General features: G+C 64.5%; 19 protein-coding genes and 1 pseudogene. 16 read left to right on the top strand and 4 right to left on the bottom strand.

Annotated elements, in window-relative coordinates:
• Positions 1-13: 13 nt before the first annotated feature.
• From EEB15_RS05670 to EEB15_RS05655, 4 genes and pseudogenes are all read left to right on the top strand, one after another.
• Positions 14-508 (top strand): annotated as a pseudogene (locus EEB15_RS05670) (SET domain-containing protein); the annotation flags it as partial.
• A gap of 81 nt (positions 509-589) precedes the next feature.
• Positions 590-1,366, top strand: coding sequence for a biotin--[acetyl-CoA-carboxylase] ligase (locus EEB15_RS05665; RefSeq protein WP_141508536.1), 777 nt, complete (start codon positions 590-592; stop codon positions 1,364-1,366).
• A 9-nt stretch (positions 1,367-1,375) separates the two neighbouring features.
• Positions 1,376-2,029 carry an SPOR domain-containing protein gene (locus EEB15_RS05660; protein ID WP_141508535.1) on the top strand — a complete coding sequence of 218 codons (654 nt, stop codon included), beginning with the start codon at positions 1,376-1,378 and terminating at the stop codon, positions 2,027-2,029.
• An 18-nt stretch (positions 2,030-2,047) separates the two neighbouring features.
• Positions 2,048-2,695, top strand: coding sequence for a glutathione S-transferase family protein (locus tag EEB15_RS05655; protein ID WP_141508534.1), 648 nt, complete (start codon positions 2,048-2,050; stop codon positions 2,693-2,695).
• On the opposite strand, the gene EEB15_RS05650 is transcribed toward EEB15_RS05655, so the two are convergent.
• The 3 genes from EEB15_RS05650 to EEB15_RS05640 form a co-directional block, all read right to left on the bottom strand.
• A complete protein-coding gene (locus tag EEB15_RS05650; protein WP_141508533.1) occupies positions 2,680-4,158 on the bottom strand; it encodes a sensor histidine kinase in 1,479 nt (492 codons plus the stop codon). The two genes, EEB15_RS05655 and EEB15_RS05650, sit on opposite strands and share 16 nt — an antisense overlap.
• 109 nt (positions 4,159-4,267) lie before the next feature.
• Positions 4,268-4,939, bottom strand: a complete 672-nt coding sequence (locus tag EEB15_RS05645) for a response regulator transcription factor (RefSeq protein WP_141508532.1) — start codon at positions 4,937-4,939, stop codon at positions 4,268-4,270.
• Positions 4,940-5,035: 96 nt separating this feature from the next.
• Positions 5,036-5,524 carry a MarR family winged helix-turn-helix transcriptional regulator gene (locus EEB15_RS05640; protein ID WP_141508531.1) on the bottom strand — a complete coding sequence of 163 codons (489 nt, stop codon included), beginning with the start codon at positions 5,522-5,524 and terminating at the stop codon, positions 5,036-5,038.
• A gap of 145 nt (positions 5,525-5,669) precedes the next feature.
• Here EEB15_RS05640 and recA point away from each other — a divergent pair, with 145 nt between their 5' ends.
• Complete coding sequence (recA, locus tag EEB15_RS05635; RefSeq protein ID WP_141508530.1) at positions 5,670-6,725, top strand: recombinase RecA; 1,056 nt, start codon at positions 5,670-5,672, stop codon at positions 6,723-6,725.
• 7 nt (positions 6,726-6,732) lie between these two features.
• Entirely contained in the window at positions 6,733-7,185 is a 453-nt protein-coding gene (gene recX, locus EEB15_RS05630; protein ID WP_141508529.1) for a recombination regulator RecX, read from the top strand.
• A gap of 37 nt (positions 7,186-7,222) precedes the next feature.
• Here the strand turns inward: recX and argC are convergent, their stop codons facing one another.
• Positions 7,223-8,143, bottom strand: a complete 921-nt coding sequence (gene argC, locus EEB15_RS05625) for an N-acetyl-gamma-glutamyl-phosphate reductase (RefSeq protein ID WP_141508528.1) — start codon at positions 8,141-8,143, stop codon at positions 7,223-7,225.
• A gap of 161 nt (positions 8,144-8,304) precedes the next feature.
• Between argC and sucC the strand changes: the two genes are divergently transcribed.
• From sucC to EEB15_RS05575, 10 genes are all read left to right on the top strand, one after another.
• Positions 8,305-9,474, top strand: a complete 1,170-nt coding sequence (gene sucC, locus EEB15_RS05620; protein ID WP_141508527.1) for an ADP-forming succinate--CoA ligase subunit beta — start codon at positions 8,305-8,307, stop codon at positions 9,472-9,474.
• 12 nt (positions 9,475-9,486) lie between these two features.
• Positions 9,487-10,380, top strand: coding sequence for a succinate--CoA ligase subunit alpha (gene sucD / locus EEB15_RS05615; RefSeq protein ID WP_141508526.1), 894 nt, complete (start codon positions 9,487-9,489; stop codon positions 10,378-10,380).
• Positions 10,381-10,472: 92 nt separating this feature from the next.
• The gene (locus EEB15_RS05610) at positions 10,473-11,177 is read left to right on the top strand and encodes a TerC family protein (RefSeq protein ID WP_141508525.1); all 705 of its coding nucleotides are present in this window, start codon (positions 10,473-10,475) and stop codon (positions 11,175-11,177) included.
• A 179-nt stretch (positions 11,178-11,356) separates the two neighbouring features.
• Complete coding sequence (locus EEB15_RS05605) at positions 11,357-14,155, top strand: CHASE2 domain-containing serine/threonine-protein kinase (protein ID WP_233259361.1); 2,799 nt, start codon at positions 11,357-11,359, stop codon at positions 14,153-14,155.
• Between the two features lie 28 nt (positions 14,156-14,183).
• Complete coding sequence (locus tag EEB15_RS05600; RefSeq protein WP_141508524.1) at positions 14,184-14,969, top strand: Stp1/IreP family PP2C-type Ser/Thr phosphatase; 786 nt, start codon at positions 14,184-14,186, stop codon at positions 14,967-14,969.
• A 49-nt stretch (positions 14,970-15,018) separates the two neighbouring features.
• Positions 15,019-15,726 carry an FHA domain-containing protein gene (locus EEB15_RS05595; RefSeq protein ID WP_141508523.1) on the top strand — a complete coding sequence of 236 codons (708 nt, stop codon included), beginning with the start codon at positions 15,019-15,021 and terminating at the stop codon, positions 15,724-15,726.
• 51 nt (positions 15,727-15,777) lie between these two features.
• The gene (locus EEB15_RS05590) at positions 15,778-18,024 is read left to right on the top strand and encodes a CHASE2 domain-containing protein (RefSeq protein WP_141508522.1); all 2,247 of its coding nucleotides are present in this window, start codon (positions 15,778-15,780) and stop codon (positions 18,022-18,024) included.
• Positions 18,025-18,032: 8 nt separating this feature from the next.
• Entirely contained in the window at positions 18,033-18,824 is a 792-nt protein-coding gene (locus tag EEB15_RS05585; RefSeq protein WP_141508521.1) for a 3',5'-cyclic-nucleotide phosphodiesterase, read from the top strand.
• Positions 18,825-18,843: 19 nt separating this feature from the next.
• Positions 18,844-21,252: a GspE/PulE family protein gene (locus EEB15_RS05580; RefSeq protein WP_141508520.1), complete on the top strand. Its 2,409-nt coding sequence runs from the start codon at positions 18,844-18,846 to the stop codon at positions 21,250-21,252.
• A 60-nt stretch (positions 21,253-21,312) separates the two neighbouring features.
• Positions 21,313-21,612, top strand: coding sequence for a hypothetical protein (locus EEB15_RS05575; protein WP_141508519.1), 300 nt, complete (start codon positions 21,313-21,315; stop codon positions 21,610-21,612).
• Positions 21,613-21,656: the final 44 nt, after the last annotated feature.

Raw genomic sequence — 21,656 nt, 5'->3', positions numbered from 1 at the left:
CAGAGTTTGGGCAATGGCAGGCAAGGCAGAAGTTTCCGGCAAGAAAATCCAGACCCGCAAGTCGGGCGTGCACGGCAAGGGGGTCTTCGCGGTGCAGGACATTCCCGAGGGCGAAACCATCATCGAGTACGTGGGTGAAATCATCACCTGGAAGCTGGCGCAGAAGCGCCACCCCCACGACCCCAATGATCCCAATCACACCTTCTACTTCCACGTCGATGAAGACCGTGTCATCGACGCCAAGGTGGGCGGCAACTCCTCGCGCTGGATCAACCACTCCTGCGACCCGAACTGCGAGGCGGACGAGGACGAGGGCCGGGTCTTCATCAAGGCCCTGCGCAACATCAAGTCCGGCGAAGAGCTGAATTACGACTACGGCCTGATCCTGGACGAGCCCTACACCAAGAAGATCAAGGCCGAATACCCTTGCTGGTGCGGCGCCAAGAGCTGCCGCGGCACCCTGCTGGCGCCCAAGGAAAAGCCGAAGAAGAAGCGCAAGAAGCGGAAGGATTGATGTGTGAGTACCGCCGGGCCGCCCCAAGGTACGAAGGCCCCCTCGGGGGGCAGCGCAGCGGCTTCGGCCGCAAGCGTGGGGGCATCTACTTTTCCCGCGGAATCGATCTGGGAGGCCGTGTCGCCCCGGCTGCCGGGCTTCACGGTCGAGATCCTGCCGCAGGTGGATTCCACCAATACCGAGCTGATGCGCCGAGCCCGCGCCGGCCGATTGGAGCCCGTATTGCTGGTCGCCGAGCAGCAAACCGCCGGCCGCGGCCGGCTGGGCCGGGGCTGGGCCAGCCAAACGGGGGACTCGCTGACGTTTTCCCTGGGGTTGCCGTTGGCGCCGGCCGACTGGTCGGGGCTTTCGCTGGCGGTGGGCGTGAGCCTCGCGGAGAGCCTGCACCCGCGCGTCCAGCTGAAGTGGCCCAACGACTTGTGGCTGGACGATCGCAAGCTGGCCGGCATCCTGATCGAAACCGCCAGCTTCGGTGAGCCGCGCGAGGCCCAGCGCTACGCGGTGATCGGCATCGGCATCAACATCGCCGAACGCGACGCCACGGGCCTGTCCACACCGCCAGCCTGGCTGCGCGAAATCCTGCCCCAGGCGACAACAGCCGGTGATGCCCTGCTGCGCATCGCGGCGCCCTTGGTGCAGGCCGTGCAGGCCTTCGAGACGTTTGGATTCGCGCCGTTCCAGGCTCGTTTCAACGCCCGCGACACGTTGCGCGACCGGCCTGTGGTGCTCTCGGACGGCACCGCCGGCACTGCGCACGGCACCAGCGAGACCGGCGCGCTGCTCGTGCATACGGCGCGCGGCATGAGCGCCATCACCAGCTCCGAGGTGAGCGTGCGGCCGGCTGTGCCCTGACCCGTCCCGATGATGCGCCTCACCGTCCTTTTGCTGCTGCTGGCCAATGCCGGCTATTTCGCGTGGTCGCAAAACCTGCTGGCCTCCTGGGGCTTTGCGCCGGCGCAGCAGTCGGAGCCGCATCGCGTGGAACAGCAGATCAAGCCCCAAGCCGTCCGGGTGCTGAGTGCCGACGAATCCCGGCGCATCGACGTATCGAGCGGTGCGCTGCGGCCGCAGGAATGCCTGCAGGCCGCGCCGCTGGACGACGGCCAAGCCACAACCCTGAAGGCGGCGCTGGAGTCCTGGCCGTCCGGTTCATGGTCGCTGGAGCCGACGGTCGAACCGGCCCGCTGGATTCTCTACATGGGCAAATACCAGACGCCGGAGAACGTCGCGCGCAAGCGGGCCGAGCTGCGGCAACTGGGCATCTCGTTCGAGGCCCTGGCCAATGCGACACTGGAGCCGGGCCTGTCGCTGGGCGGTTTCGCCACGGAAGCCGAAGCGACCCGGCAACTCGAATCGCTCGCGCAGCGCGGCGTGCGCACCGCCAAGGTGGTGCAGGAGCGCGCCGAGGTGCGCGGCCAGCTGCTCAAGCTGGCGGCCGTCGACGACACCCTGCGCCCGCGCCTGGACGAGCTCAAGGCCGGCCTGGGCGCGCGCACCTTGCGGCCCTGCCGCTAAAACCGAAGAATTTATCTCATGACACTGAAGCTGTATTTCGGGCCGGGTGCCTGCTCTTTCGTTCCCCACGCCCTGCTGGAGACGGCCGGCGAGCCGTTCGAGCCGGTGCTGGTGAAGCTGCACAAGCAGGAGAACCTCGGTGCCGAATACCGGGCCATGAATCCGCGCGGCCAGGTGCCGGTGCTGGTCGACGGCGGAGAGGTGATCACGCAGATCGTCGCCATCGTGAGCCACCTGAACGAGCGATTTCCGCAGTGCAACTTCCTGCCGCGCGAGCCACTGGCGCGCACCCGGGTGCTGGAAACATTGGCGTGGATGAACAACACCGTGCACCCCACGTTCACGCACGTGTTCATGCCGTACAAGTTCACCGACGACGAGTCCGCGCAGGCGGCGATCAAGTCGTTCAACGCGAAACTGTACGGGGGCATGCTCGGTGAGATCGAAGCGATGGCGCAGAAGGCCAGCCCCTACCTGGGCGGCGAGCACTTCGGCCCGCTCGATGCCTATGCGCTGACCTTGTTGCGCTGGGGTGGCTTTGCCGGGCATGACCCGCAGGGCTTTCCCGCGCTGTGGGCACTCGTGCAGCGCGTGGCGGCGTTGCCCGCTGTGGCGCGCGCCATCGAGCGCGAGCGGCTGCAGTTGAATGTCTACAAGGCTGCCTGAGCTGCTCCTTCGCGGGCGTCGAGTCCATTTGCTGGCAACACGAATCGCACGTTGACCCGTGTGCCCGGCGGCACATGCCCAGGGCGGGCATCTTCGAGCTGGATCTCGGCGTTGTGCTGCCGCGCGATCTCCAGCACGATCGGAAGTCCCAGGCCTGATCCATCGACATTCGTGCCGAGCGCGCGGTAGAACGGCTGCAGCACCAGGTCCCGTTCGGCTTCGGGAATGCCGGGCCCCGAATCCTCCACCTGCAGCATCAGCACATGGCCGAACGGGTCGGCCAGCACCCGCGCCGTGATGACCCCGGGCGTTTCGGCGCTCGAAGGCGTGTAGCTGATCGCGTTGTCCAGCAGGTTGCGGATCATTTCCTTCAGCAGCGTGGGGTTGCCCTGCAGCGCGACGCCCTCGGCGCCCGGCTCCGCGCCGTCATAGCCCAGGTCAATGTGCTTGCCCATCGTGCGCGGCAGCGAGTCCTGCACCGCTTCCATGGTGAGCTGCGCCAGGTCGCAGGGCTGGCGCGCCAGGACATGGCCGCTGCTTTCCGCGCGGGCCAGCGCGAGCAGTTGGTTCACCGTGTGGGTTGCGCGGATGCTGGAGCGGCCGATCTGCTTGAGCGACTGCTTCAGCTCCTCGGCATTGAAGCCTTCACGCTGAGCCAGGTCGGCCTGCATGCGCAGCCCCGCCAGCGGCGTCTTGAGCTGGTGCGCCGCATCGGCGAGGAAGCGCTTTTGCGTCGCGATCGAATCCTTGAGGCGGGTCAGCAGGTCGTTGACGGACGAGACGAGCGGCGCGACTTCGAGCGGCACCGTGGTGTCGTCGAGCGGGCTCAAGTCGTCGGGCTTGCGCGCACGGATGCGTTCTTCCAACTGCGACAGCGGTTTGATGCCGCGGACCAGCGCGAGCCACACCAGCAGCACGGCCATCGGCAGGATGACGAACTGGGGCAGCATCACGCCCTTGATGATTTCGGTGGCCAGCACGGAGCGCTTCTCGCGCGTTTCCGCCACCTGCACTAGCGACGGCTGGGCACCGGGCAGGTCGAGCCGGACCCAGGTGTACGCCACGCGCACGTCGAGCCCACGCATCTCGTCGTCGCGCAGCCGCACTTCGCCGACCAGCGGGGTCTCTTCCTCGGGTGGGTGCGGAAAGTCCCGCTCGCCGGAGAGGAACTCGCTGCGCGGGCCCAGCACCTGGTAGTAGACCTGGTCGGAATCGTCGGCGCGCAGGATCTCGCGCGCGGGCTGCGGCAGGTTGAATACGACACGCTGGTTCTGCACTGTCACCAACTGCGCCAGCGCTTGCACGTTGAATTCGAGCGCGCGATCGAAGGGTTTGCCGGCAATGCTCTGCGCCACCAGCCAGGTTAGCGCCAGGCTCACCGGCCACAGCAGCAGAAGCGGCGTGAGCATCCAGTCGAGAATCTCGCCGAACAGCGAGCGCTGCTCGCGCTGAAATAACTTCACCACCCCCGAAGCGCCTTCGGCGCCTCCCCCTCAAGGGGGCGCCACCAGCGGCCCGGCGAAGCCGGTTCCGCGGTGGCCCCCGAATGGAGCCGGGGTGGATCGTTAGGCATCAAGGAATCTTCTCGAGGCAGTACCCGAGGCCGCGCACGGTGGCGATGCGGATCGGGCCCTTTTCGATCTTCTTGCGCAGCCGGTGGATGTAGACCTCGATCGCGTTGTTGCTGACTTCTTCGCCCCACTCGCACAGCCGCTCGACCAGCTGGTCCTTGCTCACCAGGCGGCCCGCGCGCTGCAGCAGCACTTCGAGCAGGCCCAGCTCCCGCGCGGACAGCTCGATCATCTTGCCGTCGATGGTGGCGACGCGCCCGGCCTGGTCGTACACCAGCGGGCCGTGCTTGATGGTGCTGCTGGTGCCGCCCATGCCGCGGCGCGTGAGGGCGCGCACGCGGGCTTCCAGCTCCTGCAGGCTGAACGGCTTGGCCATGTAATCGTCGGCGCCGTAGTCGAGGCCCTTGACGCGTTCTTCCACGCCGTCGGCGGCGGTGAGGATGAGGACGGGCAGCGAAGAGCCGCGGCCGCGCAACTTGCGCAGCACCTCGAGACCATGCATCTTGGGCAGGCCCAGATCGAGGATCAGCAGGTCGAACTCATTGTTGGTCATGAGTGCCGCGTCGGCTTCCGTGCCGCTGGCGACATGGTCCACGGCCGCGCCGGAGGCGCGCAGCGTCCGCAGCAGGCCGTCGGCCAGCACCTGGTCGTCCTCGGCAATCAGTATCCGCATGGCTGTCTCCTGGTCGGCGCCGATCTTGTGAGCGCTCTGAGTCAAATTTTAGGCTGGGACATCCTACTTGGCACTGACGAAGGTCAACCCTGCCGCTTACGCCGATGGGCCAGCATAAGCCTCCAGGCCGATCATGACCACCGCCGCAACCTCATGGCCCACCTCGGCGCGGAATTCCGTTTCGGCTTGCGCCACCGCTTCCTTGAAGGCCTGCAGCCAGGCCAGGCCGGTGGCGGTGAAGCGCACGCGGCGCGCCCTGGCGTCGAGCGGGTCGGGTTCGCGGGTGACGAGGCCCCAGGCTTCGCATTGGTCGACGAGATCGCCCATCGCCTGCTTGCTCATGCCGGCGCGCTGGGCCAGCTCGGTGAGGCGCGAGCCTCCCAGTGCGAGGTGGCGCGTGACGTGGACGTGGGCCGCGCTGACCTGCGAGCGGGCCGCCAGGTTCGACAGCGCCAAGGGCACGTCGATGTTGTGCGCCATCAGCGCGAGCACCCGCTCGTCGAAGCGGCGTGCGGCGTGGCCCAGCAGGCGGCCCAGGTGCGTGAGGCGCCAGCTGTCGTCAGCGGTCGCGGGGATTTCGGGCATGTCTGAATCGTAAGGCAAACTGACAAAAAAACTCGTTTACTTCTTTCAACCCGGCGCGTTAAAGTACTGGTCAAGCATCCAGCCTGTGAATTCAACCACTGGATGAGACACCTCAACCTGTTGATTCACAAGGAGATTTTCAAAAATGGACGCTCAAGTCAAAGGAACCCGTATCGCCGCCGACAGCGAAAAGTCCAAGGCCTTGCAGGCTGCGCTGGCGCAGATCGACAAGCAGTTCGGCAAGGGCACGATCATGCGGCTGGGCGAAGGCGAGAAGCTGGAAGACATCCAGGTGGTGTCCACCGGCTCGCTGGGCCTGGACATCGCACTGGGCGTCGGCGGCCTGCCGCGCGGCCGCGTCATCGAGATCTACGGTCCGGAATCGTCGGGCAAGACCACCCTCACGCTGCAGGTCATCGCCGAAATGCAGCGCCAGGCCGGCACCTGCGCCTTCATCGACGCCGAGCACGCGCTGGACGTGCAGTACGCGCAGAAGCTGGGCGTCAACCTGTCGGACCTGCTGATCAGCCAGCCCGACACCGGTGAGCAAGCCCTGGAGATCTGCGACAGCCTGGTGCGTTCCGGCGCGGTGGACCTGATCGTGATCGACTCGGTCGCCGCGCTCACGCCCAAGGCCGAAATCGAAGGCGAAATGGGCGATTCGCTGCCCGGCCTGCAGGCCCGCCTGATGAGCCAGGCGCTGCGCAAGCTCACCGCCACCATCAAGAAGACCAACTGCATGGTCATCTTCATCAACCAGATCCGCATGAAGATCGGCGTGATGTTCGGCAGCCCGGAAACCACCACCGGCGGCAACGCGCTGAAGTTCTACGCCTCGGTGCGCCTGGACATCCGCCGTACCGGCACCATCAAGAAGGGCGAAGAGGCGATCGGCAACGAGACCAAGGTCAAGGTCGTGAAGAACAAGGTCGCCCCCCCGTTCAAGACGGCGGAGTTCGACATCCTGTTCGGCGAGGGCATCAGCCGCCACGGTGAGATCATCGACATGGGCGTCAATGCCCATGTGCTCGAGAAGTCCGGCGCCTGGTACGCCTATAACGGCGAAAAGATCGGCCAGGGCCGCGACAACGCGCGCGAGTTCCTGCGCGAGAACCCCGAACTGGCCCGCGAGATCGAGAACAAGGTGCGCGACTCGCTGGGCATCCCGCTGCTGCCGGCGGACGTCGAAGCCGCGGAGTGACTCACTCGTGCAGCGGCCGCAGCTGTCACTGAAGGGCCGGGCCCTGCGCCTGCTCTCGGGCCGGGAACACTCCCGAAGCGAGCTGGAACGCAAGCTGGCGGGTCACGAAGAAGAGCCCGGCCAGCTGCGCCGGGTGCTTGATGAACTCCAGGCCCGGGGCTTCATCGACCATCAGCGGGTGGCCGACTCCGTGGTCCATCGCCGTGCCGGCAAGTTGGGCGCCGCGCGGGTGCGGCAAGAGCTGCAAGGCAAAGGTCTCGAGCCCGAGCTGGTGGCCCAGGCCGTGGCCGGCCTGCGTTCTTCCGAAGTGACGCGCGCGCTTGAAGTGTGGCGCCGCAAGTTCGATGCCCCGCCTGCCGATGCGGCCGAACGAGGCAAGCAGGCGCGGTTTTTGGCGGCGCGAGGGTTCGATGGCGACGTGATCCGCCGTGTTCTCGGCGGCACCGTCACCAACGACTAACGCGTCATTCCCGCGAAGGCGGGAATCCAGGCCCTAGCTAGAGCCCCAGCATCAACTTCAGGTTCTGCACCGCGGCACCGCTGGCGCCTTTGCCCAGGTTGTCCAGCCGGGCGATCAGCACGGCCTGCCGGTATTCCTCGTTGGCATAGACACGCAGTTCCATCTTGTTGGTGTCATTCAGCGCCAGCGGATCGATCTTCCCGCCCTCGGTCGCCGGTTGCACCGTCACCCATTCGCTGCCGGAATAATGCCTATTCAGCGCGGCCTCCAGGTCGGCGCCGGTGGGCTTGCCGGGTAGCATGTCCAGATGCAGCGGTACTTGCACCAGCATTCCTTGACGGAAATTGCCCACCGCCGGGATGAAGATCGGCCGGCGGGTCAGGCCCGTGTATTTGACGATCTCGGGCAGGTGCTTGTGCTTCAGGCCGAGGCCATAGAGCTCGAACGCCGGCGCCGTGCCGGCTTCGTAGGCTTCGATCATGCTGCGCCCACCACCCGAATAGCCGCTCACGGCCGGCAGCGCCAGAGGGAAGTCGCGCGGGATGATGCCGGCGTCCACCAGCGGTCGCACCAATGCGATCGCACCGGTCGCATAGCAGCCGGGGTTGCTCACGCGCGTGGCCTTGGCGACGGCCTCGCGCTGGCCGGCGGCCAGTTCCGGGAACCCGAACACCCAGCCTTCGGCGGTGCGATGCGCCGTCGACGCGTCGATCACCCGCGGCCCGCGGCCGGTTTCCTTTTCGATGGCGTCGATGACCGCCACGGATTCGCGCGCCGCGTCGTCGTGCAGGCACAGGATCACCAGATCGACGCCGGCCATCAGCGCGCGCTTGGCGGCTGGGTCCTTGCGCAACTCGGGCGCAATGCTCACCAGTTCAACCTGCGGCATGCTTTCCAGCCGCTCACGGATCTGCAAGCCGGTGGTGCCGGCTTCGCCGTCGATAAAGACTTTGGCCATCGTTTTTCCTGTGGAAACTGCTCATCCCACTGTAAGCCACACGTGGGGTTTGGTGCGTTGCAGCATGATACAGTTGCGGGCTGCTCCTTGCAGCCGCTCCCGCCAAAGACCAAAGCCCCGTCGTAGGGCACCACCCCCACCCGTTCCTCGAGAGACACCTCATGAAGATTCACGAGTACCAAGGCAAGGAAATCTTGCGCAATTTCGGGGTGCCAGTGCCCCGCGGCATCCCGGCATTCACCGTACAGGAAGCGGTGGAAGCCGCCCAGAAACTCGGCGGCCCGGTCTGGGTCGTCAAGGCCCAGATCCACGCGGGCGGCCGCGGCAAGGGCGGCGGCGTGAAGGTGGCCAAGAGCATCGACGACGTCAAGCGCCTGGCCGGTGAAATCCTGGGCATGCAGCTCAAGACCCACCAGACCGGCCCCGAAGGCCAGAAGGTCCGTCGCCTCTACATCGAGGACGGCGCCGACATCCAGAAGGAATACTACGTCTCGGTCGTGACCGACCGCGCCACGCAGAAGATCGCGTTCATCGCTTCCAGCGAAGGCGGCATGGACATCGAGGAAGTGGCCCATTCCACCCCCGAGAAGATCATCAAGGTGTTCGTCGATCCGCTGGCCGGCCTCACCGCCGCGCAGGCCCAGGAAATCTCCGACGGCATCGGCATCCCGGCCGGCTCGACGGCACAGGCCACCGACGTGCTGCAGAAGCTCTACAAGTGCTACATGGACACCGACGCGTCTCTGGTCGAGATCAACCCGCTCAATCGCGACGGCAAGGGCAACATCACCGCGCTGGACGCCAAGTTCAACTTCGACGCGAACGCGCTGTTCCGCCACCCCGACATCGTCGCGCTGCGCGACCTCGACGAAGAAGATCCGGCCGAAATCGAAGCCAGCAAGTTCGACCTGGCCTACATCAGCCTGGACGGCAACATCGGCTGCCTGGTGAATGGCGCGGGCCTGGCCATGGCGACCATGGACACCATCAAGCTGTTCGGCGCCGAGCCGGCCAACTTCCTGGACGTCGGCGGCGGCGCCACCCCGGAGAAGGTTACCGAGGCCTTCAAGATCATGCTGAAGAACAAGAAGGTCAAGGCCATCCTGGTCAACATCTTCGGCGGCATCATGAAGTGCGACACCATCGCCACCGGCGTCATCACTGCCTGCAAGGCCGTGAACCTTTCCGTGCCGCTGGTGGTGCGCATGAAGGGCACCAACGAAGAGCTGGGCAAGAAGATGCTGGCCGAATCGGGCCTGCCCATCATCAGCGCGGACACCATGGCCGAAGCGGCCCAAAAAGTTGTCGCCGCAGTCAAAGCAGCCGCCTAAGGAATACCAGTCATGTCGATCTACATCAACAAAGACACGCGCGTCATCACGCAGGGCATCACCGGCAAGACCGGCCAGTTCCACACCGAGAAGTGCCAGGAATACGCCAACGGCAAGAACTGCTTCGTCGCGGGCGTGAACCCCAAGAAGGCCGGCGAATCGATCTTCAACATCCCGATCTACGCGTCGGTGAAGGAAGCCGCCAAGGAAACCGGCGCCACCGTCTCCGTGATCTACGTGCCGCCGGCCGGCGCCGCCGCCGCGATCTGGGAAGCCGTCGAGGCCGACCTGGATCTGGCGATCTGCATCACCGAAGGCATCCCGGTCAAGGACATGCTGGAAGTGCGCAACCGCATGAAGGAAAAAGAGGCCAAGGGCGGCAAGAAGACGCTGCTGCTGGGCCCCAACTGCCCGGGCCTCATCACCCCCGACGAGATCAAGATCGGCATCATGCCCGGCCACATTCACCGCAAGGGCCGCATCGGCGTGGTCTCGCGCTCCGGCACGCTGACGTATGAAGCCGTGGCTCAGCTGACCGAAATCGGCCTGGGCCAGTCCAGCGCCGTGGGCATCGGCGGCGACCCGATCAACGGCCTGAAGCACATCGACGTGATGCAGGCGTTCAACGACGATCCGGAAACGGACGCCGTGATCATGATCGGCGAGATCGGCGGCCCCGATGAGGCGGACGCCGCCCGCTGGTGCAAGGACAACATGAAGAAGCCGATCGTCGGTTTCATCGCCGGCGTCACCGCGCCCCCGGGCAAGCGCATGGGCCACGCCGGCGCGCTGATCAGCGGCGGCGCCGACACGGCGGACGCCAAGCTGGAAGTCATGGAAGAGTGCGGCTTCAAGGTCACGCGCAACCCGTCCGAAATGGCCAAGCTGCTGAAAGCCCTGCTGTAGAGAGTTCTGCGGTTTTCCACATCCGAAAGCCGATCGTCCTGACGGACAATCGGCTTTTTTGATTCGAGCTGTTCTTCCGGAGACGTCCCAGCATGGAAGCATTCCTGACCGCCCCTTTCTGGATTGCCGTCGGCCAGATCATCCTGATCGACATCCTGCTGGGCGGCGACAACGCCGTCGTCATCGCATTGGCCTGCCGCGGGCTGCCGCCCACGCAGCGCAGGCTGGGCATCATCTACGGCACCATGGGCGCCATCATCCTGCGGGTGGTGCTGATCGCATTCGCGTTGGCCTTGCTGGCCGTCCCTTACCTCAAGGTGGTTGGGGGGCTGCTCCTGGTGTGGATCGGCGTGAAGCTGCTCGTGCCCCATGAAGAGGAAGACCACGGCAACATCGCCACCAGCGACAAGCTATGGGGTGCCGTGAAGACAGTGATCATCGCCGACCTGGTGATGAGCGTGGACAACGTGCTGGCCATCGCGGGCGCCGCCGAAAGCGCGGGCAGCCACCAGTTGCCGTTGGTGATCTTCGGCTTGCTGGTGAGCATCCCGATCATCGTGGCAGGCAGCCAGATCGTTCTGAAGCTGATGGACCGCTTTCCCATCATCATCACGCTCGGCGCGATGCTGCTGGGATGGATCGCCGGCCAGATGATCTACACCGATCCGGCGATGAAGCCCTACCTGCCTGCCGACAAGGCTTGGGAATACGCCGCGGCGGCAGCGGGCGCGATCCTCGTCCTGATTCTTGCCAAGGTGTTCAAGCCGCGCGCCGCGGCGCCTGCCGACGCTGGGTGAATGGCGCGCGGCACGGGCGAAATTGCAACAATTCGTTCCGAAGCCGTGACAAAGTCGCTTGTCCGGCGAATGGGCGTCTGTTAACGTCCAAACAGAGGCCTGCACCCCTTTCCTGGCGTCGCGGGTGTGGAAACGCTGCGAGTCCGCGGTGTTTTGAACAGTTCTCTGACGAGGGGCCAGTGAGCAAATCTTCTTCAGCGAAACGTGGCCGGTTCTGGCGTGCGGATTGGTTCGCGGGCGTCCTGATCGTGGTGGCGGTCTTCATGCTCTGGAAGGCCACCGACGCTTTCGAGACGCTGGAGCGCCGTTTTTATGACATCGCGAGCGTGCAGAGCTCGCGCCATCCGTCCGACCGGATCGCCATCATCGCCATCGACGACCAGAGCGTCGCCAACATCGGCCGCTGGCCGTGGCCCCGGGACGTGCACGCCGAGCTGATCGACAAGCTCGCGGCGGCCAAGGCCAAGACCATCGCCTACAACGTCTTCTTCACCGAGCCCCAAACCGAGCGCGGCCTCGTTTACATCCGCAAGATCAAGGAAGCGCTCGGGCCGAACGCGGACGAAGAGGCCGTGGCCAAGCTGATGGCCGAAGCCGAGAGCGCCCTCGACAACGACGGCAAGTTGGCTGCCAGCATGGCCAAGGCCGGGAATGTGCTGGTGCCGTCTGCTTTCGTGCTGGGCGAGCCGCTCGGCAAGGCCGATAAGGACCTCCCTCCGGCGGTTGCCAAAAGCACGATCGATGAGCGGAACGGTTTTTCGTGGCCCGCCTTGCAAGGCCAGTACCCGATCGAAAGCATCGCGAACGCCGCTGCGGGCTTGGGGCACCTGAACCAGACCAATGACGCAGACGGCGCCGTGCGGGCCGACCCCCTTCTCGTCAACTATTACGGTCGCGCCGTGCCTTCGATGGCGCTTCTGGTTGCCGCAAAGAGCCTGAACCTCGGCACCCCGGACATCAAGGTCATCGCGGGCGAGGGCCTGCAGGTTGGCAAGCTCAAGGTCAAGACCGACGAATTTGCCCGCATCCTGCCGCAGTTCTATCGCAGCCAGGCCGGCAAGCCGGCGTTCGCTGTCGATTCGTTCTACGACGTGCTCAGCGGCAAGATCCCCGCCAGCAAGTACGCAGACAAGATCGTTCTGATCGGCCCCACAGCGCAAGGCGTCGGCACCACTTTCCCGGTGCCCGGTTACCCCGCTCTGAGCCCTGCGGAAATGATGGCGCACGTCACCTCCAACATCCTCAGCGAGCATTTCGTCGTCGAGCCGAGCTGGGGTGTGCTGGCGTCATTCGCGGCGTTCCTGCTGGTGGCCGCGTACTTGATCGCACTGCTGCCGCGCCTGTCGGCGGGCATGGGCGCCATCATCACCTCCGCCCTGTTGGTGGTCTTGCTGGCTACCGAATTCTTCCTGCTGTCCGGATCGGCCTTGTGGCTGCGTTTCGTCATGCCGGCGGCATTGCTGGTCATCGGCCATCTCGCCCTCACCACCAAGCGCTTCCTCATGACCGAAGCGGGCAAGCTCAAATCGGACGAAGCCTCGGCCGAGGCCAACCGGATGATGGGCCTGGCCATGCAGGGCAAGGGCGACCTGGACCTGTCGTTCGACTACTACCGCAAGGTGCCCCTGGGCGACGCGCTCATGGACAACCTGTACAACCTTGCGCTCGACTTCGAGCGCAAGCGGCAGTTCAACAAGGCGCAGGCCGTGTACGAGTACATGGCCACTTACGACAAGGGCTACAAGGACCTGCAGAGCAAGATCAGCCGTGCCAAGAACCTCTCAGAGACCGTCATCCTCGGCAGCGGTGGACGCCCCGGCGGGACCATGCTTCTCGACGGCGGCGGGGTCGAGAAGCCGATGCTGGGCCGCTACCAGGTGGAAAAGGAGCTGGGCAAGGGCGCGATGGGCGTGGTCTACCTCGGCAGGGATCCGAAAATCGGCCGCGTGGTGGCCATCAAGACGATGGCCTTGGGCGACGAGTTCGAAGGCGAGGAGCTCGCCGATGCGCGCGAACGGTTCTTCCGCGAAGCCGAGACCGCGGGCCGGCTGCAGCACCAGAACATCGTGACCATCTTCGACGCCGGCGAGGAACACGAGCTGGCCTACATCGCGATGGAGTTCCTCAAGGGCAAGGACCTGGCCGATGTCTGCAAGGACGGGCACCTGCTGCCCGTGCCCAAGGTGCTGTCGATCGTGGCACGCGTGGCCGAGGCGCTGGCGTACGCGCACCGGCAGAACGTGGTGCACCGGGACATCAAACCGGCCAACATCATGTACGAGTTCGACAGCGACACGGTGAAGGTCACCGATTTCGGCATCGCACGCATCACCGACTCGAGTAAGACCAAGACCGGCCTGGTGCTGGGCACGCCCAGCTTCATGTCGCCCGAACAGATCGCGGGCAAGAAGGTGGACGGGCGCTCCGATATCTATTCGCTGGGTGTGATGCTGTTCCAGATGCTTGCCGGCGTGCTGCCGTTCCGCGGCGACTCGATGGCGGAGCTGATGTACAAGATCGCGAACGAGGAAGCGCCCGACATCCGCATCATTCGCCGCGAAATTTCCGAGCGGCTGGCCAACGTGGTCGCGCTGGCCCTGAGCAAACGGCCCGAGACCCGCTACCAGGACGGCGACCAGTTCGCGGCCGACCTCCGCTCCATGCTGGCCGAAATGAGCGGCGCGCCGTTGCCCGCGCCTGCGCCGCGGTCCGCCCTCGCGACGCCTCCGGGCGTCGTGATGCGGCCCGACAACGAGGTCAATGTTCCCAACTTCGACAAGACCGTCGGGATGGCCACGAGCGTCCGCCCGCCCAGGGGCGAACCCGACTTCGAACCGACCGTGGTCGGCATGCGGCGGCCCGCGGTCCCCGCGCCGGGCTATGATCCGACGCAGAAAAAGGATGGGGGCGATCCGGCCTTCGCCAAAACCGACGTGGTCCGCAAGCCCGGCGGGTCCGGCGGTGCGGGCGGCGCATGAACCACCTTGAGGCTTGATCCGGCAACCTATGAACTACGAGTTTTGCATACGCACCGACCCGGGTCTCGCACGGGAGAACAACGAAGACTCCGTCACCTTCGACGAGCCGGTCCGCCTGGCCATCCTGGCCGACGGAATGGGCGGCTACAACGCCGGCGAGATCGCCAGCGGCATGGCCACGACGTTCATCAAGTCGGAACTGGGGCGCTGGTTGTCTCAGGCGGGTCGCCACGCCAATGCCCGCGAAGTGCGCCGCGCCATGGAAATCTGCGTCGACAACGCCAACCGATCGATCTTCAACGCCGCCAATTCCAACCCGCAGTACAGCGGAATGGGCACGACGCTGGTATTGGGCGTGTTCCAGGACGGCCGGGCGATGCTGGGGCACATCGGGGATTCGCGCTGCTACCGCCTGCGCGAGGGCGAATTCGTCCAGATTACCAAGGACCACTCGCTTTTGCAGGAGCAGATGGATGCCGGGCTCATCACGCCGGAGCAGGCGGCGACCTCCAGCAACAAGAATCTGGTCACCCGCGCCCTGGGCGTGGAGGACGCAGTGTTGCTGGAAGTCAACGAGCACAAGGTCGAACCGGGCGATATCTACCTGATGTGCTCGGACGGCCTGTCGGACATGGTGGATGATGAGGGCATCGCCAAAATCCTCGGAACGGACGCCCCGCTGGAACAGAAAGTGGCCCAATTGATCGACGCCGCGAACGCCAACGGCGGGCGCGACAACATATCCGTGCTGCTGGCCCAGGCCAACACCGAATCGAAAAAACGCGGCTTGATTTCCAGATTGCTGGGAAAATAGTCTTTCGTACTAGTTCGCAGATAACGAGTTATATAGACAGGAGCAGACCATGCCGAAAATGATCGTTTCGATCGACGGTGTTGTCATCAAGGAAGTGCAGTTGACCAAGGACCGGACCACTCTGGGGCGCCGGCCTTACAACGACATCGTGATCGACAACCTAGCCGTCAGTGGCGAACATGCGGTGCTGCAGATGACCGGCAACGAGGTCTACCTGGAAGACCTCAACAGCACGAACGGCACCTACGTGAACGGCAAGGCCGTGAAGAAGCAGCTGTTGCAAAACAGCGACACGGTCGAGATCGGCAAGTACAAGATCAAGTACATCAACGAGGTCGCCGGGCCGACCTTCGAGAAGACCATGATCCTCAAGGCCGGCGCCGTCGTGCCGCCGTTGCCCGCGCCTGCCGTTGGCGCAGCGCCGGCGCCGGCGCCGGCCCCGGCGAGCGTGAGCCCCGGCGCGCATGCGCACGCGTTGGCGTCTGATCTCGGCCAGCTGAGGGCCGCCATCAAGGTGCTGTCGGGTGCGGCTGCCGGCCGCGAGGTGCCCCTGGTCAAGGTCGTGACCACGATCGGGAAGCCCGGCGTCGCGGTGGCTGCCATCACCAAGCGGCCCCACGGCTTCGTCGTCGCGCACGTCGAAGGCACGAACAAGCCGACGCTCAACGGTGCGGCCATCGGCGCCGACCCCGTGACACTGAAAAACGGCGACCTCCTGGAGCTGGCGGGGACGCAGATGCAGTTCGTGCAGGCCTGACCGCCGCGCCGCGCAAATGCCGGCTGCACGTCACGCGAGAACGAGGCCCTGATGGGCCTGCTTGCCAAGCACTGGTCGAGGATCGCGGTCACGCTGATTCCGCTGGTGTTCGCCTTGCTGCACGCGACGGGCGCCATGCCCGTCCATGTGCTGCAGCGCCTGGATGACATCATCTATGACGCCCGGCTGCGCGCCACCATGCCGCGCACGCTCGACGAGCGAATCGTCATCGTCGATATCGACGAGAAAAGCCTGGCGGAAGTCGGATGGCCCTGGTCGCGCCACCGGTTCGCCGAGCTCGTCGACGAGCTGTTCGATCGCCAGAAAGCGGCGCTGGTGGGTTTCGACTTCGTCTTTGCCGAGCCCGACGAGAGCTCGGGGCTGAAACGCCTGCGCCAATTGGCGCAAGGCGAGCTCAAGGACCAGGCCGGGTTCACGCAGAAACTCAGCGAACTGCAGGAATCGCTGGACTACGACGGCGTGTTCGCGAAGTCGCTGGAGAAGCGCCCGGTGGTGCTCGGCTACTACCTCACCAACGCCAAGGAGCCGCGGCGCACGGGCGTGCTGCCGGCGCCCGTGATGGAGCGGGAAGCACTGCGCGGGCGGCCGATCAAGTTCACCAGCTGGAACAGCTACGGCGCGAACCTCGACAAGCTGGCCAAGGCGGCGCCGATGGCCGGCTTCTTCAATTCGATGGTGGACATCGACGGCGTGGTCCGTTCGGTCCCGCTGGTCGCGGCGTACAACGACCAGTTCTACGAATCCCTGTCTCTCGCGATGTTCCGCATGCTGTCGGGCATGCCCACGGTTGAGCCGGCCTTTCCTCACGAGCGCTGGTTGGCGCGCACGTACCAGGGCCTGGAGGGCATTCGCCTTCGCCTGGGCAACAAAAGCCTGGGCGTCCCCGTCGCGGAAGGCGTCACCATCCTGGTTCCCTTCCGCGGTCCGGGCGGGATCAACGGCGGCTCGTTCCGGTACGTCTCCGCCACCGACCTGCTGTTCAAGCGCATTGCACCCGACACCCTCAAGGGCAAGGTCGTCCTGGTGGGGACCACAGCCCCCGGCCTGCTCGATATCCGGGTGACGCCCGTGGGCGAGGCCTACCCCGGTGTGGAAACACACGCCAACCTGATCTCCGGCCTGCTCGACGACCGCATCCCGGTGAAGCCGGACTACACGCTGGGCTACGACGTCGCCATCCTGGTCGTCGCCGGACTCGCGCTCGCATTCGGCTTGCCTTTGCTGTCGGCGCCTCGGGCCGTGCTCCTGAGCGCGGTCGTCATCGGCGCCGTGGTGGGCCTGAACTTCTGGCTGTTCCTGGGCCAGAGCCTGGTGCTGCCACTGGCGGCGGCTTTGGTCATGGCCGTCACGGCCTTTGCGTTGAACATGAGTTACGGCTACTTTGTGGAAAGCCGAAGCAAACGCGAACTGGCCCACCTGTTTGGCACCTATGTCCCCCCGGAACTGGTGGACGAAATGGTCAAGGACCCGGGCAGCTACACGATGGCTGCCGCCAGCAAGGAACTCACGGTGATGTTCTGCGACATGCGGGGCTTCACGAAGATGTCCGAGACCATGGAGCCGACCCGGCTGCAGGAGCTTCTCAACGGCATCTTCAGCCGCTTGACCGACCAGATCCAGCAGAACCGCGGCACCATCGACAAATACATGGGCGACTGCGTGATGGCCTTCTGGGGGGCGCCCGTGGACATTCCGAACCACGCGTCCCTGGCCGTCAAGGCGTCCATGGAAATGGCCAGCGCGGTACGCAAAGTCAACGAGGAACACCGGGCCAAGGGGATCCCGGAAATCGGCATCGGCATTGGCCTGAACACGGGAACGATGTGCGTGGGCGACATGGGCTCGAACGCCCGGCTTGCGTACACGGTAATCGGCGACGCGGTCAACCTCGGCTCCCGCCTGGAAGGGCTGTCCAAGGTGTATGGCGTGGACATCGTGGCGAGCGAAACCACCCGCCGGCTGGCGCCGGAATATGCCTGGCAGGAGCTCGATCGGGTCCGCGTGAAAGGCAAGGAGCAGGCGGTTGCCATCTACCGGCCGGTCGCCCCCGCCGACCGGCTGGAAAAGCCTTACCAGGACGAGCTCAAGACCTGGGCGGCCTTCCTGAAGGCCTACCGCGCGCAGAACTGGGAGCAATGCGACGTGCTGATGCTCAACCTGCAGCGCATGAATGCCAAAAAATACCTTTACGAGTTGTATTCAGAGCGTGTAGCCTCAAAGAGGCTGCTGCCCTTCGACCCTGAGTGGGACGGGGCAACGAATTTCGAAACCAAGTAAGGAAACCCTTGAAGGTCCGCGTATTAGGCTGCTCCGGAGCGATCGCGAAGGACTGTCGCACGACGTCCTTCCTGATCGACTCGGACGTGCTCGTTGACGCGGGCACCGGGGTCGGCGACCTGACGTTGCCCGAGATGCGCGGCATCGAGCATGTGCTGCTCACGCACTCGCACCTGGATCACGTCGCGGCGCTGCCCCTCATGATCGACGCGATCGCGTCGCAGCTGACCAAGCCGGTCCGCGTGTACGCGCTGCCGGGCACGATTGCGGCGATCAAGGCCCACATCTTCAACAACGTGATCTGGCCCGATTTCAGCCGCATCCCGTCGCCCGACAAGCCCTTCATCAGCTTTCACGAGATCCAGGTCGGCGAAACATTGGACATCACCGGCAAGCGCATCGAGGTCTTGCCGGCGGTGCACACGGTGCCCGCGGTGGGCTACGCGGTGACGGCGGGCAAAGGTTGCTGGGTCTTCACAGGCGACACCGAGCGCAACCCCGCGTTCTGGCGGCGCATCAACTCGATGAACGTCGCCGCGCTGGTGATCGAGACCGCATTCTCCAACCGCGAGCAAGACCTGGCCCGGCGCAGCCTGCACCTGTCGCCGCACGCTCTGGCCGAAGAGCTCGACTGCATCGACAAGAGCAAGTCGTTCCCGATCTACATCACGCACACCAAGCCGGCCGAGACCGAATTGATCATGGCCGAGATCCAGCGGTTCGACCAGACGCAGCCGTTCGGCCCGAACGTCACGCACGACATCCGCTGGCTCAGGGCGGGACAGGAATTTGATCTATGAGCACGTGGAAGCCCCATTCATGAACGCCGTTTTGAAGGTGCCCGAGCGCGACTCGCAGGCGTTCTTCGACTCGCTGATGCTGCCCCCGGAAAAGCGCGGCGTGTCTTTCGAGGCGCTGTTCTACAAGCAGCTCCAGGTGGTCACCACGCGGATCCACGAGACCGAGAACATCGACCAGATCATGCTGGAGGCCAGCCAGGACATCTGCAAGCTGTTCAACGCCGACCGGTTGACGCTGTATGCGATCAGCGAGGACAAGGCCTCCATCATCTCCAAGCTGAAGACCGGCCTGAACACCAGCAAGGACTTGAAGCTGCCGATCAGCGCGCAAAGCCTGGCCGGCTACGCGGCCTTCAGCAGGCAGCTGATCAACATCGCCGATGTCTACGACGACGAAGCGCTCAAGCGCATCCATCCCACCTTGTCCTTCCTGAAGGAAGTGGACAAGCGCTCGGGCTATCGCACCAAGCAGATGATGGTGGTGCCGATCCTGGACGGGAGCACCTTGCACGGTGTCCTGCAGGTCATCAACAACAAGAGCGACCAGCCGTTCGGCGACCTCGAGGTCGAGGGCGCCACACAGCTGTGCAAGACCCTGGCCACCGCGATCCGCCAGCGGATGCAGAGGGCCGACGAGGGCCAGCGGCGCCGCGCCACCAAATACAGCGGACTGGTCATGGCCGGTGTGCTGACCGAGGACGAACTGCAGGGTTGCATCCAGAAAGCGCGCGAGGAAGCCAAGCCGGTCGAGCACTTGCTGATGCAGGACTTCCGCATCCGCCCGGCGCAGATCGGGCCGTCGCTGGCCAAGTTCTTCGGCGTGCCGTACGAGCCGTTCAATCCTGGCCGCATCCGCGTCGACGCGCTTCAGGGTCCGCTCAAGCGCGACTTCGTCGAGGAGCAGGGCTGGATCCCCCTGGAGGAATCGCCGGAGGGGCTGGTCGTCATGTGCATGGACCCGGAGGCGGTTCGCGGCTCGCGCATCGTCCCCCAGGTTTTTGCGCGCTATTCCAAGTTCTCGTACCGGGTCACCACCCAAACCGAGTTCGAGGAAACGCTGGCGCAACTGTACGGCGCCGAAGAAGGCGCGTCCATTGACGACCTGCTGGCCGATCTCAGCGCGCCTGTGGACGACGAAGGCGGTGAAGAAGGCGATGTGATGTCCGCCGCCGCGGACAACGAACTCGTCAAGTTCGTCAACAAGGTGATCATCGACGCCTACAACCAGAAGGTGTCGGACATCCACATCGAGCCGTTGCCCGGCAAGCAGAAGACGGGCATCCGCTTTCGCATCGACGGTACGCTGCAGCCGTACGTCGAGGTGCCCTCGCATTTCCGCCAGGCCATGGTCACGCGGCTGAAGATCATGTGCGACCTGGACATCTCCGAAAAGCGCAAGCCCCAGGACGGCAAGATCAAGTTCAAGAAGTTCGGCCCGATCGACATCGAGCTGCGGGTCGCCACCATCCCATCGGCTGGTGGGGTCGAAGACGTGGTGATGCGTATCCTCGCGGCCGGCGAACCGATCCCGCTCGAGAAGCTGGGCCTGACTGCCCACAACAAGGAGCGGCTGGAAAAAACCGTGAGCAAGCCCTATGGCCTGTTCTACGTGTGCGGACCCACCGGCTCGGGCAAGACCACGACGCTGCACTCCATCTTGAAGTTCCTCAACACGCCCGACACGAAGATATGGACCGCGGAAGACCCGGTCGAAATCACGCAGAAGGGCCTGCGCCAAGTCCAGATCAACCGCAAGGCAGGCATCGACTTCGCGCTGGTGATGCGGGCTTTCCTGCGCGCGGACCCGGACATCATCATGATCGGCGAATCACGCGACAAGGAAACGGTGTCGATGGGCGTGGAAGCGTCGCTCACCGGCCACCTGGTGTTCTCGACGCTGCATACCAACTCCGCGCCGGAGTCCATCGTCCGCCTTTTGGACATGGGGATGGACCCGTTCAACTTCGCCGACGCGCTGCTGGGGATCCTGGCGCAGCGCCTCGCCAAAAAGTTATGCGATTGCAAGACCGAGTACTTGCCCGACGCCGACGAGGTCAAGCTGTTCGTAACCGAATACGCCGAAGAATTGCGGCATTCCTCGGCGTGGAAAACCGACTACGCCGGCGAGGCCAAGAAGCTCTATGACAGCTGGGTGAAGACCTATGGCCAGGACGGCCGGCTGAAATTCTTCAAGGCCAACGGCTGCGAGAAATGCAACAAGACCGGTTACAAGGGGCGCATCGGCCTGCACGAATTACTGGTGGCCGAAGACCACATCAAGCGCCTGATCCAGGAGCGCGCCCGCGTCTCCGAGCTGTTCACGCAGGCCGTGGAGAGCGGCATGCGGACCCTGAAAATGGACGGCATGGAAAAAGTGATGCTGGGGCTCACTGACTTGAAGCAGGTGCGGTCGGTTTGCATCAAGTGAGTCGAATGGCTGGGGCCAAATCCGGCCAAAATAGCAATCCTCATCGTTCAGCAACTCCCAATGTTTTCATTTTTTGACGCAAGTTCTGCCAAGGAGTTTGGCGCGAGCCTGGCTCGCTATTACATGGAACGAATGCCCTTGAATGTGGCACTGAAGGAAAAGCAGTTCGCCGTCAAGTCGCTGAAAGTCATGGACCAGATGGATCTGCAGGTGAAGAACTACAGGCAGAAGAACAAACTTAATTTTTACAAGACGGCCCAGATGGGGAACGCCTTCAAGTGGGCATTGAAGGACGCCGGGTACGACGACTCTTATATCGACAAGCTGACACAGTGGCTTGTGGTGGCGGTCAAATCATGAAGCCCGCCTTCTCCGCGATGGTGCCGCTCCATGCTTAGGTGGCT

The sequence above is a fragment of the Ramlibacter sp. WS9 genome, assembly GCF_003797765.1.
Classification (GTDB): Bacteria; Pseudomonadota; Gammaproteobacteria; order Burkholderiales; family Burkholderiaceae_C; genus Ramlibacter.
This window is presented reverse-complemented; position numbering and strand designations above follow the sequence as displayed.